The organism is Eubacterium oxidoreducens (genome assembly GCF_900104415.1).
Taxonomy (GTDB): Bacteria; Bacillota; Clostridia; order Lachnospirales; family Lachnospiraceae; genus Eubacterium_C; species Eubacterium_C oxidoreducens.
The window spans coordinates 1-19531 of record NZ_FMXR01000016.1 but is presented as its reverse complement, the minus strand read 5'-3'; the positions used below and the strand labels follow the sequence as shown (position 1 = coordinate 19531).

The following is a 19531-nucleotide window of genomic DNA, read 5'->3' as shown; positions in this document are numbered from 1 at the left end:
GAAAAATACTATTTACAGTGCAGCGTAGGTATGCTACGTTTTATTTGGATAAAGGAGGCGTGTAAGATGGCACAATTGGATCTTCGGGTGATTAAAACAAGAGAATTAATCGAACATGCCTTTTTAGAATGTTTGAAAGAGATGTCCTTTCAGAACATGACCGTAAAAGATGTAACACAAAAGGCACGGGTGAATCGTTCAACATTTTATAAGCATTATCAAGATAAATATGATTTAAAGGATTGTGTGGTAGACCGCGTATTAGAAGAGTTTACACAGGGGCTTGATGTAACATTTATAGAAAAAAAGTTCTTAGGAGATGAAGAGTATTATGTGCTCCTTCGAAAGAGCCTTGAAAGAATATATGAAAATAAAGATCTCTATCAGCTTTTGTGGAATTGTTATCTGCCGCAAAGGGATGTGTTTCAGGAGATGATAGAGGGTGGATGTAAGCGGCTGGAACAGGAGATTCGTCGCAATCGTGATATTTTGGATAATCGTAAGGAAATAGCAGGTTTGTATTCTCATTTGTTTGTGGGAACCATGATGATTTCCGTGCGTTGGTGGTTCTCAGATGGAAAAGATATGGACGTAGATACTTTTACCAGAATTATGCTTTTGCATATGGATGAGGGAATTATCCAGACACTTAGGGGGCATTTTGCTTACTAGTTGGCAATTAAGGGAGATGAAGATGGCAAGCGCAAAGAAGAAACGACGTCGAAAAAGACGGATTCGTATACAGATTATATTGATTATTCTGGTGCTTTTAGGACTGGCATATTACTATCTGGGGGGATACGCAGAAGAAATTTCACAGATTAAAGAGGAAGCTACGCGTTATGTAAATGGATCAAACACCGATACATTTAAGACCGATCAGACAACTACCATAGTGGATATCAATGGGAAAGAGCTCGCATCGATGAATGCCGGAGATGAATCTTATTATTTGACTTATGAGGAGATTCCGCAGGTATTTGAACAGGCCATTATCAGTATAGAAGATAAGAAATTCTATAGTCACAACGGAGTGGATTATAAGGCAATCTTGAGAGCGATAATTGCAGCTGTTCGGCGAGGAGAGGTAACGCAAGGCGGAAGTACGATTACACAGCAATTGGCAAAAAATATATTTTTGACGCAGGATCGTAATTGGGAGCGTAAAGTAGAAGAAATATTTATTGCAATCAAACTGGAAGAAAAATATTCCAAGCAGCAGATTATGGAATATTATTTAAACAATATATATTTTGCAAATCGATTATATGGCATCCAGGCGGCTAGTCGGGGATATTTTAATCGTGATGCCAAATACCTGACGTTGTCAGAAGTAGCATTTTTGTGTGCGATACCAAATAATCCCAGTTTATATGATCCGCTTACCAATATGGATGCAACGCTGGAGCGGCGAGATCTTATACTGCAGAATATGTATGAAGATGGAAAGATTTCGGCTAGTGAATATAAAAGCGCAATAGCCGAAGAGATTGTGCTTGATGTTCCTGAGGATGAAACGAATGATTACGAAGAAACCTATATAACGAATTGCGCGATTCGGGCGCTGATGGCGGCAGATGGATTTGAATTTGAAGTAGCATTTGATTCGGACGAAGAAGAGGATAAGTATGATATAGCCTATGCGGAAGAATATGCGAAATGTCAGGAAGATTTATTGACGGGAGGTTATACGGTATATACGTCAATCGATCCAAAGATTCAAAAACAGTTGCAAAAGGCGGTAAATCAGGAATTAAAAAGTTTTAAGGCAAAAAATGATGAGGGTATCTATAAGTTGCAGGGGGCAGCAGTCTGTATTAATAATGCAACCGGTTATGTAAGTGCGATTGTGGGAGGCCGAAGTCAGCAGCATGATGGTTATACACTTAATCGAGCTTATCAAAGCTTTCGACAGCCTGGAAGTTCTATAAAGCCACTGCTTGTTTATACGCCTTGCCTAGAACTGGGATATACACCGGATACCATCGTTGAGGATAAAAAAATTGAGGATGGACCGAAGAATTCGTCTGGCACCTATTCCGGTAAAATAACGCTTCGGACAGCCGTGGCACAGTCGAAAAATACGGTTGCATGGCAGTTGTTTGAAGAACTGACACCGGTAATAGGTTTTCAATATCTGTTGGATATGAATTATTCTCATATTGAAGACGACGATTACAGATTGGCCAGTGCATTAGGAGGATTTACAACCGGTGTATCCGCATTGGAGATGGCGGCCGGGTATGCCACATTGGAAAATGATGGAGTATATCGGGCACCGACTTGTGTCATGGAAATTGTAGATAGCGAAGGGAATCAAGTTGAATTTGAACGAGAGACAAAGCAGATCTATAAAAAGAATGCTTCACGTATGATGACGAGTATGCTTGAGACCGTTATGCAAAGTGGGACAGGGCAAGGACTGGCACTTGAAGATATGAGCTGCGCCGGAAAAACGGGAACAACCAATGAAAATAAGGATGGATGGTTTGTTGGATACACACCGTATTATACAACGAGTGTTTGGGTTGGTTATGATCTTCCAAAAGAACTGACAGATCTTCAAGGAAGCTCCTATCCCGGAAAAATCTGGAATACTTTTATGGAAAAAATTCATGAAAACCTGGAGAATCAGGAATTTGCATCATATACAAAAGAGTTGTCAAACGAGGAAGAGACGCAGTAGGGTTTTGCAAATGAAATGTTCAACTCATGGCCGGTAAACTGGCAAATAGATGATATAGATTAGGATTTGTAATAAGTGGATAAGTAGGATAAAATAATGTTAATTGGTGCATAACATCATACACAAAGCGGGGTAAAGCATAAATGCGAGGAGGTAAAGTATGACAGGTGGTCAGATTCGATTAGCAAATAAGTTGCTTATCATTGTTATGATTATCACAATGGGATTTAATATTTTGGGTATGGCTTTGTTATATAAAAATGCAGAGTTTGCCGGCGTGAGTACATCATTGGTAGTAGCAACTTTGGTTATGTTTATTGTGGGGCTTATAATCTTTTTGGTATTGTTTGTGATGAAGCCGGATACGCTTCATTTGCTGTATGCGAGCAGTATTATATATACGGGATTATATTGTTTTTCCATGATTTCTCAAAAGGATAGTTCGACCTTTGCGTATATTCTGCCTATTTTGATTTTGCTGATTGTCTATGGAAATCAGTTCTGCATTAGATTCGTAGGAATTGTGGAGCTGGCAGTGAATCTTTATATGGCAGTTTCTGTCATGTCTGCGGCACAAGATAAACAGGCGATGATTCAAAGCGTATCGTTAGAAGTGATTGTAGCAGTGCTTGCATTTGTTGCATTGTTTTTGGGCAATAAATTGCTTCGGAACTTTATGGAAGAGTCACGAGAAATGATAGAAAGTGAATCGCAGCACAATCGCGAACTCAAAGACGAAATAGTAGCGGATGCGGACGACATTTTAAAAAATGTAATTTCTACCAAGGAATACATGGATAGTATTATGGATCATACCAACGTGGTAAATGATGCGCTTGGACATATTGGAACCAGTACGGAATCAACGGTGCAGGCGGTAGAAGAACAGCTCGAAATGACCGGGAATATTCAGGGAATTATTCAGGAGACGAATGAAAAGACGGAGAATATTGTTGAGATTACGGCGCAGACACAGGCAGCAGTTTTAGAAGGCGCCGGACTCGTAAAAGAGTTAAATAAAGAAGCACAAAATGCATTAACAGCCGGAACGGATATGAAGCAGGCAGCACAGCAGCTTATGGAAAAATCGGTTGAGGTACGAAGTATTACCGATATTATTTTAAATATATCCGGACAGACGAATCTTTTGGCATTAAATGCTTCCATTGAAGCAGCCAGAGCGGGAGAAGCCGGAAAAGGATTTGCCGTTGTTGCGGATGAGATTCGGGAACTTGCGGATCAGACACGAGAAGCAACAGAGAATATTACATCCATTCTTGATATGTTGGTACATGAAGCAGAAAGTGTAACACAAAAGGTGGATGATACGGTTGATACAACGATGCGAGAGGGAGAGCTGATTTCTAAAACAAATGAGAGGTTTGAAAGCATTCTTAGTGATGTTACGAATCTAGACCAGGAGATTCAAAACGTGGCGGAGATGATGGATAACATTCGCGTGGCGAATGAGCGGATTGTAGATAGCGTTGAGACACTTTCTGCGACCAGCGAGGAAGTTACGGCGAGTACACAAGATGCAATCGGACTTAGTGAGGACTGTGTAGAGCTGGTGAATTCCTTTGATGCGAAGATGCAGACCATTGAGGTTGCAGCTAGAGAGTTAGGAGAAAGCAGAGCGCAGTAGAGAGCATAATAAATCGGGTGCCTAAATGAGCACTCGATTTTTTTATAAAAATAAAAAAATAAGGGGGAAGTATGTGATATACTAACTACACGAAAAATCATGAGAGGGGTTTATTATGAATATAAGAACATGGGCAAGTGTCGTAGTGCTGCCGACATTGGTAATCGGACTATGTATAATAGGCGGTATAAAGGTGCAGGCTTCACAGACTGTAGTGAAGGAACAAAGTGTAAGTGCCGGCAGTTCAAATCTTACTTATAAGTGGGAATATGACTTAGAAGAAGGTGCAACGCTTGATGATTATGAGCTGGAGATGTCGACAGATGCTTCTTTTGCGGAAGATGACACGATAGAATTTGATTCAGACAATGCAACTTTTACAAAAGTATCAACTTCTAAGTTTCAGATTAAGATTCCATTTGATAAATTGGGTAACGGAGGAGCTTATTATATTCGCGTTAAGTTAGCATATACGGATGCGTCGGGGCAAGAGTATAAGATGTATTCGTCTGTAACACAATATACAGTTGTGAAGATTAATAAAAGTAATTTTCCGGGCATGTATAAGCTTTTAAAAAAAGGTGTTTATGGAAAGAAGAAGCGCTATGATGCTGATAAAGACGGATATCTGACAACGCAGGAGCTGCAACAGATTACGGAACTCAATAATCATGTTATAGTCAAAAAGAACAAGAAATATACGAATAGCGAGAACGTGCAATATAAAGTCACGAGTTTTAAGGGAATCGAGTATCTGACCAATCTAAAGACGGTGGACATCGGAAAGTATGCGAAGAAAATAGCGGACCTTAGAGCGTGTACGGCGAAGAAGGCTTATTTTGATTATGTTCTATCAAGTAATATAAAGGTGAATGCACCAAATGCAACGAGTGTATATGTATTTGCAGATGAATATGCTGCTTCAACAAAGTCTGTAAATGTTTCAAGCTGCAAAAAAGCAGTAGAATTGGTCGTCTATGGAAGTTTTAATAAGTATTTGACGGTTAAAATGCCAAAGAAGAACTCTCATCTTAGAATTGTTTCGCTTTCTTATGTAACGAATAAAAGTATAGATGGTAATAAATACAAGAATTTAAACCAGCTGTATCTATATGCAGCCAATACATCATCCGTAAAGCTTACAAAGTGTAAGAATCTGCATTATGCTTATTTTTATTTTGATCTGAATTTAAAAAAGATCGATTTAACAAAGAATAAGAAGTTACGTGCAGTAGATGCCTTTCAGTGCTTTAACTTAAAAAAGGCAAATATCAAGACATCCTCCGGAAAGAAGACCATTGACCATGGAAAGTGGTGGTATAAGACGAAGGCCTACAAAAAAGAAGTAAAAAAGATCAATCAATATAAAAGCTGCTAAATATGGAGCAGATAGTCCCATAATTTAAAACTTAATTCATAAAGAAATAGAAGATGCGAATCGGAAATGGAGATATCGAGGAGCTCTTCTATTTTTTTTATGCGATAAAAGAACGTACTTCGGTGAATATGAAGCGCTTTGGCCGCATTTGCCATATTACGGTCATTTTGCAGATAAGCTCTTAGCGTTTTGACAAATTCGGTGTGATAGATGGCATCATAATCCTGCAAATGATACAGGTGATAATGAATACCGGCTTCAAGGGCGGTATTATCGGTATTGGAAAAAAGCACATAAGGGAGTGCGTCAACGCTGTATCCGACATGGTGATTTCCGGGTGCTTGTTCGCATAGCTGAAGCGTAGTATGCGCCTGTCGGAAAAAAATATGAGTTTTAAGTAAATCGGCAAATGGCTGGCTGAAGGCAACTCTTAAAGAGTTTCGGGAGGCATATTCTATAACCGGTGAAGTAAAATCATGATCCAAAAAGATTGGTTGTTTTGTGTGAATAAACAGCACAATAATATCCTGATAAGCAATGGACATACTTCCTGGAAAGAGGTTACGAAGACGACGAAGCTGTTGCTTATTGAAAAAGTCACTTCCCGAAGGGGAAAGGCGGTCAAATAAAGCCAGACAATAGTAAGAGCCAAGCTGTTGATTCAGTAATTTTAAACGTGCATGAATTCGTTGCAGGTTACCAAAGCGACCATCTAATAGATCGGTTAGAAACGTTTCATATTGTAATCCGGTTTGCTCGGAGAAGAAGTCGTGCTTTTGCATTTCGATGCTGCAGATTTGTGAAAGTGCTGTAGTTAGGCGAAGTTCGCGTGAAGTTGCGTTGGCAGTTGATGGAAGACAGACTGCAACATAACCACTCATGACATGATGGATGCGGATGGCGCTAAAGATCCAATTGGTCTCAGGATGGTCTTCCGTATTGACAAAAAAGGCTTCTGTAAAGGTGTAGATCTTCTCTTCAATCTGCAAACGTCTAAGGCTTTGGATTTCCTCAATGCTAAGAAATAAGCCATCCGAAGAATCGTCAAGGCCAAAAGAAAGCTTTCGCATGCCAGAAGAGGCTGCGATGATGGCATAGCTTGTATCCAGGATAGAGATGGGATGTCCTAGAATCTGTTCTGCGTAGTCGGTTAAAGAATCAAGTCCATCTCCTTTTAACATCAAAGCATACATAGATTGTATCTCCGATTGAATTGTGGTTTCCAAAGAAAGCACATCATTTAATATCTGATAGATATGAGAAGTGTCCACATCATTCGAAAGACAGATTGCCGGAAATGGCAGAGAGCGGTGATGAGCAAGATCCAGAATCATAAGTGGCTTATCAGCATCTGCCAACATCTGTTGCAGCGATTTGGAAAGTCTATGAGAGGAGAGCAAAAATAGAGTATGTGAATCCGGAAGGGAGTTTTCGGTTAAGTGGCTAATTTGGTAGACTGGTCGCTGTTTGTCATAAGGCTGATGAAAATAAGAAATATGGTGTTCATTAAGTGCGTTTAATAATACGTTTAAAGTTGTCATAGTTTTACCTCGCTGACTTTGATTCAACAAATGTTGAAAAATATGATATATATAAGCGGAATTTCCGACATGCGTTCGAAGTTGATTTTACTTAATTATGCTATAATCCAGACAAGAAGTCAAAACGCGGACAATTTTTGAGATGAAACGATTAGATAATTGTTGAACATAAAAAGGAGTAGGTAATATGGCAACCATTACAATTGATGGAATCACGTTAGAAGTGGAAGAAAAGGAAAATGTGTTAGAAGCAGCACTGGAAAATGGAATCTACATTCCGCATCTTTGTCATCATCCGGATCTTCCGGATAATGGATCATGTCGTATGTGTATTGTAGAGGTAGAGGGGATGGATGAGGTTACGCCGTCTTGTACATTAAAGCCGAGGGACGGTATGGTGATTCATACCACAACGGAGAGAGTAAACAAGCTTCGAACGCTTGCACTAGAACTGTTATTGGCAGGTCATCCGGAGGATTGTTCTACCTGTCCGAAGTACGGCAACTGTGAACTGCAGACATTAATCCAGTATATTGGAGCCAACAATGCCAGAATGCGGACACGCACAAAGGGAATAAAGGCGAACGAAGATAATCCTTTGCTTATCCACGATATGAACCGCTGTGTATTATGCGGAAGATGTGTCAGAGCCTGTAACAAGCTTCGCGGCGTAGGGGTTCTTGATTTTCGAAAAAAAGATCTTGAGACATATGTGGGAACGCTTCATGATCAGTTGCTTGCGGATGTGGATTGCCGGTTTTGTACAGCCTGCGCCGAGGTCTGTCCGACTGGAAGTATTCGGGATAAGATGCAACTGATAAATACGGATCTTAAGAGAGAAGAAGCACTCGTACCTTGCAAGGGAGAATGTCCGGCGCATACGGATATTCCAAGATATATTCGTTATGTAAAAGAAGGTGACTGTGATGCGGCAGCAGCAGTTATCCGTGAGAAGGTTCCGTTTCCACATGCGCTTGGCATGATCTGCACACAGGCTTGTGCAAAGCAGTGTAAGAGGAAGGAAGTATCCGAGGCGATGTCAATTCGCGAGATTAAGCGTTATGCAGCAGAGCATGATACAGGAAAGTATTGGAAGGGCAAGGGAAAACAACTTGCCGATACCGGTAAGAAGGTCTGCGTAGTTGGCGGTGGACCGGCCGGTCTGACAGCCGCTTACTATTTAAGAAAACAAGGTCATGATGTGACTGTGAAAGAAGCACTTCCGACGGTCGGTGGTATGATGGCATATGGAATACCTGCCTATCGTCTTCCACGAGACATCATCGCAAAAGAAGCCGCGGTTATTACAGACCAGGGCGTGAAGGTTGAGACAAATGCAAAAGTTACAGATATATTGGCATTAAAAACACAATATGACGTAGTATTGATGGCAATCGGCAATCATGTCGGCGTTCGTCTTCCGATGGAAGGAAATGACAAGGAAGGCGTATTGCTTAACATCGATTTTTTAAGGAAAGCATCGCTTGGCGAAGAGACCGGTATGGGCAAGAGCATCATCGTGCTTGGCGGAGGTAACGTTGCATTTGACTGTGCCAGGACGGCTAAGCGTCTTGGTGCAAAGGAGATTCATCTGGCGTGTCTGGAGGCTAGGGATAAGATGACCGCAGATGAAGAAGAAATTGTGCAGGCTATGGAAGAAGGCATTCAGGTACATCCGGCGCAGACGTTTGAACGAATCACCGGAGACGGTAAGGTAACCGGCGTCGACTTTATGAATGTGAAGGACTTTTACTTTGACGAGAATCGCAAGGCAATCATCGAGAAAGAAGAAGGTTCTGAGCATCATATCGATGCAGACACTGTTATCTTCGCAACCGGTCAGTGGGCTGAGCTTTCACCACAGCAGGGTCTTGAGCTTGGTAAGGGAAACAGCATTAAGGTAGCGGACAATAGCCTGGCATCATCGGTAGAAGGTATCTTTGCAGCGGGAGATGTTGTATACGGAACGAAATCTGTAATCCAGGCGATTGCATCCGGAAGGGATGCCGCCTGTGAAATCGACCGCTTCTTAGGTGGAGACGGAGACATCACAGAGCAACTTGCACCGGTAGAAATTCCAGATCCATGCATTGGCAAGGAAGAAGGGTTTGCACATCTTAAGGCAGCAGATCAAAAGATTCTTAGCGCAGCCGAAAGAGAGAACAATTTTGATTTGTTTGATTTTGGAATCTGCGAGAGCGATATCTGCGGGGAGTCTTCAAGATGTTTGCAATGTGACCTAAGATTACAGATTCACGAGCCGAGACTTTGGACACAGTATTCGGATCAAAAGGAGGCGTAAGAAGATGAGAGATAGGATAAATCAGATGAGCGCCGACGAGATTCGCGGCAAAGTAAAACAAGCAGCGCTAACAGAATATGGGGATTTAAAAAGTTTGGTAATCGAGAAATGGGACGAAGGCGCTGAAGGCATTGTGGCAGCACTTAATAACTCGGACATTGAAAAGCCACTGCTTGGGTTATGGAAAGAACATACAGATCAGATATTTGCCGGTATGGAAGCTGCGGCAAAGGCAGTCGAAACAGACCATAAGGTCTTATATCTGCCGGAAGGGGAAGATGAATTGGCGGACTCGCTTAAAGATAAAGCTGATCAGGCAGGCATCGAGATTCGCGTAGCATTTTTAAATAAGCGTGCGAATCAGGGATGCATCTTCCATCATATTGAAACGATGTATGAACTGGCAAATGTCCTTGCCGGTGACTATGAACCGGGCTATCACATCGCCGTTCAAACAGACGGTAAGATTGGAGAACTCAAAAAGTATCCATATGGAACGAAGCTTTCTGAGATTGCCGGGGCTAAGGATGTGAAAGCGGTTCGCCTTGGAACAATGCTCTATGGGCCGGAGATTCTTGAGACTGAATTGGATGCGGACACGAAGGTGGGAAATGGACTTCTTACCATCTTCTCATCCAAGAGTTGTATCATCGATGAGTGCGAGAAGATTCTTTTGGCAGAGCGCAGACACAGCTGCGGGAAATGTAATTTCTGTCGTGAAGGTCTTATCCAGCTTCACACGATGATGAAGGAAATTACGCAAGGACGGGGAAAGAAAGAATTTGTCGATATGCTCGATGAAATATCTGAGGCGATGACATTTTCCACACCATGCTCCATGGGCCAGACAGCTTCTGATGTGGTAAGGGGATCGCTTAAATACTTTTCATCGGAATACGAGGATCATATAAAGAAGAAAAAATGTGCAGCCAATGTCTGTAAATCGTTTATGACGATTTACATCGATCCGAACACCTGCGAGGGTTGTGAGGAATGTGCAGATGTCTGTCCGGTGGATGCGATTGAAGGAAAGGCCGGCTTTATTCACATGATTGATGAATTTGAGTGCACAAAGTGTGGCAAATGTATCGAGGTCTGTGAAGAAGACGCCATCATTCAGACAACCGGACGAGTTCCAAAACTGCCTACCCGCTTAACCAAGGTAGGTAAATTCAAGAAACGTCATTAAGATTAGATGCTTATGAGGAGGAAGATAGCATGAAAACAATGGAAACAGATGTAATTGTAGTAGCAGCCGGTCCTGCCGGTCTTGCAGCAGCTGTAACGGTTGGGGAAGCCGGTCTTGATTCAATTGTATTTGAAAAAGCGAATACAACCGGTGGAGCAGCCAACATGGGTATGGGACCACTTGGCCTGGAAACCAAGATTCAAAAAAGACAGTTTGATTCTATCACGAAAGATGAAGCTTATGATATTCACATGAAGTATACACATTATCAGGTTGATGCCGATCTGGTGCAGACTTATTTTGACAAGTCTTCGGATACCATTGAGTGGCTCGAGGACCTGGGCGTAGAGTTCGCCGGCGCTTTCCGTTACTTTGCAGAATCTGCAGCTACCTGGCATATCGTGAAGCCGGAAAATGGTGTAATCGGACCTCGCGCAGCCGGTCCTATGGTTCGGATTTTAACCGACAAGGCAAAAGAACTTGGTAGCGAAATCTTCTTAGAGACTCCGGTTAAGGAACTCATTATGGAAGATGGCAAATGTGTGGGTGTTAAGGCTGTGGATAAAGACGGCGAAGAGATTGAAGCACGTGCAAAAGCGGTCATCGTCGCAACCGGTGGATTTGGTACGAATGCTGAGATGCTGAAAGAAAACTTTGGATACAATCTCTGGGAGGATTTCTTCCCATTCAACGTGCCGGGCACAAGTGGTGACGGTTTGAACATGATGTGGAACGTCGGCGCTATGAAGTATGGGGCCAATGTCGAGAAGATCTACCAGCTCAAAGACAACATGAACTATTTCTTGCTGGATGCGGTTCTTCGTCAGCCGAACCTGCTGATTAACCAGCGCGGCGATCGTTTTATGAATGAGGACCGTATGGGTAATACGACATTTACCGGTAATGCCATCGACATCCAGCCGGGTAACTATGCTTACTGTATCATGGATGACGGTATCTTAAAGTATTATAAGAAAAATGGTCCGGATATCTTCGATATTGTACATCCGGAAGAGGCATTTATGCAGGTGGAGCCGGAGTTTGAGCGTGCAGTGGAGGAAGGATATGATGGTTACTTTGAAGCGGAATCCATCGAAGAGCTTGCTGAAAAGCTCGGCATTGATCCGGAAAAACTAGAAGAGACCATCGAAGATTACAACGATATGTGTGATTGTGGTTATGACTCACAGTTTAATAAGAATCCAAAGTTCCTGCATCCAATCACTGGTAAAGGCAAATACAGAGTCGGCAAATTCTATGTGGCTGCTTATGGAACTATCGGCGGCGTAAGAGTCAACAAGTACTGCGAAGTATTCGATAACAACGAGCAGATTATTCCGGGACTTTACAGTGCTGGTAATGATGCTAATACCCTCTACGGAGACAGCTACAACTTTACCCTTCCTGGAAATTCCATGGGATGGGCTGTAAATTCTGGTCGTATGGCAGGAGAGTCAGCTGCGGATTATATTGATGAGTTAGACGATTAAGTAAGAGTTTTAACTCAGTCGGAGAACAAGCTCCGACTGAGTTAAACGCTCCGCGAGGATGCGCACGGATTCGGACAGGAATTTGTCTGCTGAAGCAGACCCGAATCCGGCGCGCAAGACTCGCGAGCGAGTCTTGACATGTACACCGGCAGATATGCGAAAATCTAAACCCGAGTACAAACGTTATTGTACCCGGGCTTAATATTTGTTTTATGCTCTTATGTTGGTCTCGCCAGCCATGACATTACACGTAATATACATATTCTGACGAATTATTTCAATGTAAATTCACGGATAAACTCTTCTCCCTGTACAAAAAGCGGCTCAATAATATTACATTTATATGATAATCTTTTAGACCAAAATTGGAAAGATAAATTGTTTATTATTATGATGAAAGAGCTATCTTCTATATGTACATAGGTTGGAATACTTGAGGTTGGACAAAATATGGAAGAGTTTTTGCTATATGAATAGTGAACGAGATGAAGGGACATGACCACTTAGATAAAATTTTTCCTTGACAGTGCATCAAAAAAGAATTAATATAATCGAGTGACTAAATAACGATGCGTGGCTCAGTTTGGTATCGCCAGAGCACTAAGATGGTGGCGAGCGAAGCGAAGACAGCATCATAGGTGCGAGGCATGCAAAACACTTGATGAATCAAGACCGAAGGTCGCAGATGAATCTAGTGAAATTGCAGAGCGCTGTGTAGCAGCGAAAAAATTAATAGCGATGCGTGGCTCAGTTTGGTAGAGCGCTGCGTTCGGGACGCAGAGGTCGCAGGTTCAAATCCTGTCGCATCGACTCAGTAAAATCAATGGTTTCGGATTTCCGAAGCCTTTTGATTTTGCTCTCAGTTCTAACTTTGTTCTAACTTTTATCATTTATTTTCGTTTTAATCCCTATTTTAGAAGACTTCCCATGCTGTTGTTAATAGGTTACTCGTTGCTATAATTCTTAATCTGTATGATATTCGTCATAGCATCGGATATCTCTTTCTTTGCATCTTTTTCTTTTACCTTAGCGTAGATCCTAAGGGTTGTGTTAATGTCTGCATGACCTACCCACTTCTGAATGCTCTTTACATCGTTGCCCTGATGGACGAGAATAGAGACACATGAACTTATGACTTTCTTGTTAGGGGCTCCTGAGCTTCGTTATATTCCCCCAGATAATTCAGGAGTTTTGTCTTTGTGATTTTGTACCTCTTACCGACTTTCACAGCGGGGATGCTGTCGTTCTTAATGAGTTTTCGGATTGTATTTGGCGCAACGCCGAGTATTTCAGCGACCTCATTAATGTTAAGAATCGGTGGGTATTCGTTTAATAAATCATTCATTTTTTGCCTCTAAACCAAAAGTTAATCAAAACAATAATTCTGTTACTATCTGTATAATAAAGCATAAAAACGTTAATGGCAACAACAGAAATGTTACTTTTGTGATTTCCAACAACAAAATTGTGCTTTTTCATATCTTTATTGTTGTTTCTGTGGTAGAATGAGCAAAGTAGGTCTTAATTAAAAGTAGTAGGTAAAAGGAGATGAACCTTATGTATATGTACAATCCATTTGGAACCGCACCAGAGGACTTCGACCGAGAAACAGCCGGAAGCCGTATTGGGCGAAGAATACGTGCAATACGACAGGAAGAAGATATGTCACAAAGCGAACTTGGGAAAAAGGTCGGTCTGAACGCAAATAGAATACAACAGTATGAAAATGGAGCGCGAAACCCAAAATTCGATTTATGTAAACAGATAGCGGAAGCCTTAGAAGTCGAAGCAAGCGCCTTACAGGATCCCCAGGTAACAAGCTACCTCGGTGCTATGTTTGCGTTTTTTGAAATGGAAACACTTTATGATCTCCGTTTAAAAGAGGTTGACGGCCAAATGTGTATTTGCTTTGGTGAGAGCCAGCATGACATCAACGTCAGCACAATGAATAAAAACCTTAAGATGTGGTATGACCGTAGGAAACAGATGGAATCTGATATTTTAGGGGCATCATCAGAAGAAGAAAAGAAAAGGATAATCCACGAGTATCATATGTGGGAATGGAACTTTCCTTATTCTACAGATGCAGATGCTCCGTCTAAATCAGAAAGAGCTGCGAAGGAAAGTGCAGCACATGAACTCGAAAAAATAATGAAAGCCGAAAAATAAAGGAGGAACAATTTTTGCAGACATTATCTGCAAAATTGGAGGATTAAATGGATTTACAGGAAAACAAGCCGGAATTAGTGGGAACCAAGGATGTCACTCTGGATGGCGAATACGTAAATTGGATACATGAAATAAAACAGCGATTTCGTAATGCTCAGATAAAAGCCGCTGTTAAGGTGAATTCCGAACAGCTTCTTTTCAACTGGCAGCTCGGAAGAGATCTTGTCATCCGTAAAGCTGAGGAAAAATGGGGAACCGGAATCGTTAATCAGGTCAGCCTTGATTTGCAGGCAGAGTTTCCTAATGCTAAAGGATTTTCTGCGCGTAATCTTTGGTTTATGAAGCAGTGGTATACCTTCTATACTGAAAATGCAGAGGCGGCAACGCTGATTTCGGATATGGAAGCGCATCTGGATATGGGCAGCCCTAAACTGAAACAAGTTGCTTCAGATATTACAGAGGAAAAACTGAACCAGCTTGGTTCAGAAATTCATAAACCAAAACTGAACCAGCTTGATTCAGAATTATCATTTCCATCGTCATTCGCTTTTGTGCCTTGGAAGCATCATGTGTTAATAATACAAAAATCTCATAGTATCGATGAAGCACTGTTTTACATTGAAAAAACAATAGTGGGAAATCTCAGTCGTAGTGCTCTGGATAATATCATCCGGGCTGACCAATATCATACCACTGGGAGAGCAGTCACTAATTTTGATGGGAAGCTCCCTGCTATTCAAGGTAAACTAGCAAAGGAAATATTAAAGAGCAATTATGACCTGGGGTTTGTGAGCCTACCGGAAGAATATGATGAAAATGCATTGGAGGATGTATTGGAACAGCGTATGACGCGCTTTCTGCTTGAACTTGGTGATGGCTGGGCTTTTGTGGGAAGGCAGAAGGAAATCATAATAGCCGGTAAAACCAGAAAGATTGATCTGCTGTTTTATCACATATATCTCAGATGCTATGTAGTAATAGAACTAAAGGTTAAGCCGTTTGATCCGGAATTTACAGGAAAGTTGAATTTCTATGTAAATGCGGTTAATGAGTTCGTTAAACATGACAGTGACAATCCTACTATCGGGCTTTTGATATGCAGGGATATGAATCACACAGAGGTACAGCTTGCATTTCAGGGCATTACCACGCCTATGGGAGTTGCTACGTATGACAATGTCAAGATTAAGGAAATACAAGAATACTTACCTACCGCAGAGCAAATACAGAGGCAAATTGATCTTGCTGAAGAAGAATACAAAATGAATTTGCAGGGAGAACCTTTTAATTAACGCGTGTGTGTGACGGATTAGACGCTGATTTATGAGTGCTGGATATGACTTTTTGAGGGGTTGCTATGTATCCTGGAGCTTGGATAGGCAAAAAGGCAAATGAAAACGGAATATTGATTCTCGGAGAATCCCATTATGGAGAGACTGAAACCACAAGAGGCGTTATTGAGTTCTATCTGAGTGAAAATCACAAAGGTAGCAGAGACGAATGGATGCGGTTTTTCGATAGGATATCTAAATCCTTTGGGTATTATGAAATGAGCGAAGAATTCTGGGATAAGGTGTTTTATGGCAATTATATAGAGATGCCTTGCGGGGTTGGGGATAATAAGGCTGATGAAGCAATTTCCGAAAACCGAAGGGATTATAATAATAGTCTGTTTTCTTTTGTTAATGAGAACGATATAAATTGTATAGTGTGTTTTAGCCAGAAGGTGTATTATGCCATGCCGGATTTGGTTGGTGATGAATTCTGTGAAGAAGATATAGAAATTGGGAAATCTTCTGGCGGCCGGAGAAATATTGCCAGAATCTGTTATTATTTGGCAACGGATGAAAAGAGGAAACATTGCGAAGTGTCGTTGGAAAAGCCACTTACAGTATATCAGGTAAAACATCCGTCACGGGGGTTTGATATCGGTCAAGCTAAGGAGTTCTTTTATAAAAATAAAGAGCTTATGTCAATATGCAAATAATGTATTATAATGTGGAAAGTGTAAATATTGTTTTGGAGGAGGTAGTGTATGAAAAAGGTTTTAAAAGTATTTTCTCTTATTCTTGTGCTTACTATGGTGCTGTCATGTGTACCATGTGATATGACTTTTGCAGGAAGCAAGACTTGGACCACGACATCTGTAAAAAAAGAACTGAAATCAACGAAGAAACAGCTTAAGAAGTATCAGAAGCTTTATAAGAAAGACCAGAAAAGGGTTAAAAAGGTCAACAAGGGAAAGATATATATAAATACAGCATCTTCGGATTACTCGGATGCATTTTATATGGCAGGATATTTCGTTATCAAGGATATGGATAGCGGAAATCTCTATGCAGTCGGTTCGGGCAAAAGCAAACTGACGGTAGTTATAAATTGGGATGGATCCTATTATGTGGACGGCTGTGTAAAAAAGACCGGAAAGACAAAGACAGTGAATGGTTCTAAACTATACTTTGTAAAAGGCGTTTCATACACAAAAAACAAATATGCTTCTAAACTCGGAAAACTAAGGAGCAAAAAGAACGGGCTTAAAAAAGCTCTTAAACTGACTTATACAATCAATGATATTCCTGAGTGCTATGTGGGTACAAATTATGATTGAACAAAATCGCTGCGCGATGGCCTGCCTAGGCTGTGTGCAGTGATTTTCTTTTTATCAAAAAGGCAGTAGAAAGTAAGTCCTAATAGTAGTATTGTTATAGTCGCGAAACTTAACAATCAAACAGGATCATTACTAACACTGCCATGAAAAGAATACCATTCGCTTGTGCAAAGTACAAGCATCATTTTGATGTACATGCACCTCCAAAGTTTTAGTTGTTCCTATCAATGACTATACTTTCGGAGGTTTTACTATGTATGATGAATATTTGAAAAAACTTGATGAAGCAGGAAAAATACGCAATCTTAAGGAACGTTCTATATCCTGCTATCATAACTATGTTGCTTATTTTTTAAACTATGTCGGAAAAGATCCTAAGGAACTTACCTGCCAGGATGTACGAGATTTTCTTCTACGCAAAAAAGATGAGGGATTAAAGGCCACTACCTTGAATCTCTATAACTCATCTATTCGCTTTTTTTATAAGTTTGTTCTCGGCATACTTTGGGATGAGATTTTAGTCCCACGCATGATAAAAGATCAACCTTTGCCGGTTGTTCTTACATTGGATGAAGTTAATCTCTTTCTCGATAACGTTGAGGATATAAAATATAAGGCAATGTTTGCAACCATGTATTCTTCTGGAATGCGTGTATCAGAAGTCATACACTTGCATTATGATGATATTTCCAGATCAAACATGCAGATTCATGTACGGAATACTAAAAACCGCATGGATCGTTATACAATTCTCTCAAAGAAAAATCTTGATATACTCACCCGCTATTGGTTTGAGAGAAATCGCCCCACCGGCATTCTTTTCCCCAACAGATTCACAGGAGAATATCTTACAGTAAGTACTCTGGAACAGGTCATGCGCAGAGCCATTAAAGAATCAGGTATTACTGCTAAAGCAACACCTCATAGTCTTAGACACAGCTTTGCAACACATCTCATGGAGCAGGGGGTTGATCAAAAGTATATACAAACTCTTCTCGGACATAGAGATCCTAAATCCACTGAGGTATATTTACACAGAAGCAATAAGACTATTATGGGGATTCAGAGTCCTTTTGACAGAGAGGACCTAAAAAATGAATAAACCTACTGTCCAAGATATATTTTTGAAATTTTATTCTGAATATCTTGAGAAATATACACCATCAGCGGAACAGTCCAAAGTTTCAAATGCCATTATGAATTGTAAGACTTCACGCATGGGGGCAAATGTACAGGTATGCGAAGACTGTGGTTGTATTTCAATCCACTATAATTCCTGCAGAAACAGGTGTTGTCCTATGTGTCAGACTCTTCCTAAAGAAAAGTGGATGGATATGCGAAAGGAAGATGTTTTAGATGCTCCATATTTCCATCTGGTATTTACTGTTCCAGCTGAGTTGAATCCTGTTATCTACAGCAATCAAAAACTTCTTTATGATACGTTGTACCATGCTGCTTCAGCCACTATCAACGATCTCTCTGTTCAGGATAAATACCTTGGTGCAAATGTTGGATATATCTGCATACTGCACACATGGGGATCAGAGATGAATTATCACCCTCATATACACACAATACTTTTGGGTGGAGGTCTTGATAAAAACAAACATTGGAAAGATAAGGGTGATAAGTTTTTTCTACCGGTACAGGTGATCTCCAAAGTTTTTCGCGGAAAATACATGGAAGAATTAAAAAGTCTGTGGGAAGATGGAAAGCTAAAGTTTTATGGTTCATCAGAAAAATATCAGAATAGATATGAGTTTAAATCCTTAATTGATACCTGCTATTCTAAGGAATGGATTCCTCATTGCAAGAAAACATTCAATGGTGCTCAATCAGTAATTAAATACCTTGGCAAATATACTCATAGGATAGCCATAAGCAACTACAGAATCATTCGCATCAATGGTGAAAATGTCACATTTTCCGTTAAAGACTACCGTAATGAAGGCAAATGGAAGGAACTTACTATAAGTGGAGTTGAATTTATAAGGCGATTTCTTATGCATGTTCCGCCAAAGCGCTTTGTAAGAATAAGGCATTATGGATTGCTTTGCAGCCGCATGAAGAACAGTAATCTTACTTTATGCAGGAATCAACTTGGTTGTAAGAAGTATATATCCGAGCTCAGGAATATGACATCTGCTCAGATATTGGATCATCTATGGGGATTTAAGGTCGGTATATGCAAGCACTGTGGCGGAAAAGTGATTGATCATCATAGACAAAAACCGTTACTTTGTTGATATACAGGAATAATATTTGCAAAAACCTCGCATATGGGAGGTTTATTTCTGATACCCTAAAATACAAAAAACAAAAGACATAATGTATGCTATTATCTAATTAGGCAGTAAAACTGGTAAGCTCCATGAATTGAAACTCCATATGTATCGGCTCCACGGACGCTTACTTTGTTCAATTAGGTTAAATCGCAATAAGATCAAACGAAAGGGCAGTTATTGTTATAATTCAAGCTGCTTTTTCGTTTGACCTTACAGCGATTCTAACCTAAAGAATTTG

16 protein-coding genes and 1 tRNA gene are annotated in these 19531 nt (G+C 40.7%); 15 read left to right on the top strand and 2 right to left on the bottom strand.

Annotated elements, in window-relative coordinates:
• Positions 1-66: 66 nt before the first annotated feature.
• The 4 genes from BLS20_RS10590 (at position 67) to BLS20_RS10575 (ending at position 5709) form a co-directional block, all read left to right on the top strand.
• Positions 67-672, top strand: coding sequence for a TetR/AcrR family transcriptional regulator (locus tag BLS20_RS10590; protein ID WP_176762379.1), 606 nt, complete (start codon positions 67-69; stop codon positions 670-672).
• 22 nt (positions 673-694) lie between these two features.
• Complete coding sequence (locus tag BLS20_RS10585) at positions 695-2686, top strand: transglycosylase domain-containing protein (RefSeq protein ID WP_176762378.1); 1992 nt, start codon at positions 695-697, stop codon at positions 2684-2686.
• Between the two features lie 160 nt (positions 2687-2846).
• Entirely contained in the window at positions 2847-4331 is a 1485-nt protein-coding gene (locus BLS20_RS10580) for a methyl-accepting chemotaxis protein (protein WP_090174344.1), read from the top strand.
• A gap of 115 nt (positions 4332-4446) precedes the next feature.
• Positions 4447-5709, top strand: coding sequence for a hypothetical protein (locus BLS20_RS10575; protein ID WP_090174343.1), 1263 nt, complete (start codon positions 4447-4449; stop codon positions 5707-5709).
• Here the strand turns inward: BLS20_RS10575 and BLS20_RS10570 are convergent.
• Positions 5706-7250, bottom strand: coding sequence for a PucR family transcriptional regulator (locus BLS20_RS10570; RefSeq protein WP_090174342.1), 1545 nt, complete (start codon positions 7248-7250; stop codon positions 5706-5708). The genes BLS20_RS10575 and BLS20_RS10570 overlap by 4 nt on opposite strands.
• 187 nt (positions 7251-7437) lie before the next feature.
• On the opposite strand from BLS20_RS10570, the gene BLS20_RS10565 reads away from it, so the two are divergent.
• The 5 genes from BLS20_RS10565 (at position 7438) to BLS20_RS10550 (ending at position 13041) form a co-directional block, all read left to right on the top strand.
• The gene (locus tag BLS20_RS10565; RefSeq protein WP_090174341.1) at positions 7438-9552 is read left to right on the top strand and encodes an FAD-dependent oxidoreductase; all 2115 of its coding nucleotides are present in this window, start codon (positions 7438-7440) and stop codon (positions 9550-9552) included.
• Positions 9553-9556: 4 nt separating this feature from the next.
• Positions 9557-10741 carry an NADH-ubiquinone oxidoreductase-F iron-sulfur binding region domain-containing protein gene (locus BLS20_RS10560; RefSeq protein WP_090174340.1) on the top strand — a complete coding sequence of 395 codons (1185 nt, stop codon included), beginning with the start codon at positions 9557-9559 and terminating at the stop codon, positions 10739-10741.
• 29 nt (positions 10742-10770) lie between these two features.
• Positions 10771-12231, top strand: a complete 1461-nt coding sequence (locus BLS20_RS10555) for an FAD-dependent oxidoreductase (RefSeq protein ID WP_090174339.1) — start codon at positions 10771-10773, stop codon at positions 12229-12231.
• A gap of 573 nt (positions 12232-12804) precedes the next feature.
• On the top strand, positions 12805-12990 hold the full coding sequence (locus BLS20_RS13545; protein WP_143010257.1) for a hypothetical protein: 186 nt from the start codon (positions 12805-12807) through the stop codon (positions 12988-12990).
• Positions 12968-13041 (top strand) — tRNA-Pro (locus BLS20_RS10550). The genes BLS20_RS13545 and BLS20_RS10550 overlap by 23 nt, the downstream gene beginning before the upstream one ends.
• A 319-nt stretch (positions 13042-13360) precedes the next feature.
• On the opposite strand, the gene BLS20_RS10545 is transcribed toward BLS20_RS10550, so the two are convergent.
• Positions 13361-13576: a helix-turn-helix domain-containing protein gene (locus tag BLS20_RS10545; protein WP_090174338.1), complete on the bottom strand. Its 216-nt coding sequence runs from the start codon at positions 13574-13576 to the stop codon at positions 13361-13363.
• Between the two features lie 212 nt (positions 13577-13788).
• On the opposite strand from BLS20_RS10545, the gene BLS20_RS10540 reads away from it, so the two are divergent.
• The 6 genes from BLS20_RS10540 to BLS20_RS10515 all read left to right on the top strand — a co-directional run bounded on the left by BLS20_RS10540 (position 13789) and on the right by BLS20_RS10515 (position 19254).
• Positions 13789-14400 carry a helix-turn-helix domain-containing protein gene (locus BLS20_RS10540; RefSeq protein ID WP_176762377.1) on the top strand — a complete coding sequence of 204 codons (612 nt, stop codon included), beginning with the start codon at positions 13789-13791 and terminating at the stop codon, positions 14398-14400.
• 47 nt (positions 14401-14447) lie between these two features.
• Positions 14448-15692 carry a PDDEXK nuclease domain-containing protein gene (locus BLS20_RS10535; protein WP_090174336.1) on the top strand — a complete coding sequence of 415 codons (1245 nt, stop codon included), beginning with the start codon at positions 14448-14450 and terminating at the stop codon, positions 15690-15692.
• A 65-nt stretch (positions 15693-15757) separates the two neighbouring features.
• On the top strand, positions 15758-16387 hold the full coding sequence (locus BLS20_RS10530; RefSeq protein ID WP_090174335.1) for a hypothetical protein: 630 nt from the start codon (positions 15758-15760) through the stop codon (positions 16385-16387).
• A gap of 48 nt (positions 16388-16435) precedes the next feature.
• Positions 16436-17008: a hypothetical protein gene (locus tag BLS20_RS10525; RefSeq protein WP_090174334.1), complete on the top strand. Its 573-nt coding sequence runs from the start codon at positions 16436-16438 to the stop codon at positions 17006-17008.
• A gap of 253 nt (positions 17009-17261) precedes the next feature.
• Entirely contained in the window at positions 17262-18110 is an 849-nt protein-coding gene (locus BLS20_RS10520) for a tyrosine-type recombinase/integrase (protein ID WP_090174333.1), read from the top strand.
• On the top strand, positions 18103-19254 hold the full coding sequence (locus BLS20_RS10515; RefSeq protein ID WP_090174332.1) for an IS91 family transposase: 1152 nt from the start codon (positions 18103-18105) through the stop codon (positions 19252-19254). The genes BLS20_RS10520 and BLS20_RS10515 overlap by 8 nt, the downstream gene beginning before the upstream one ends.
• Positions 19255-19531: the final 277 nt, after the last annotated feature.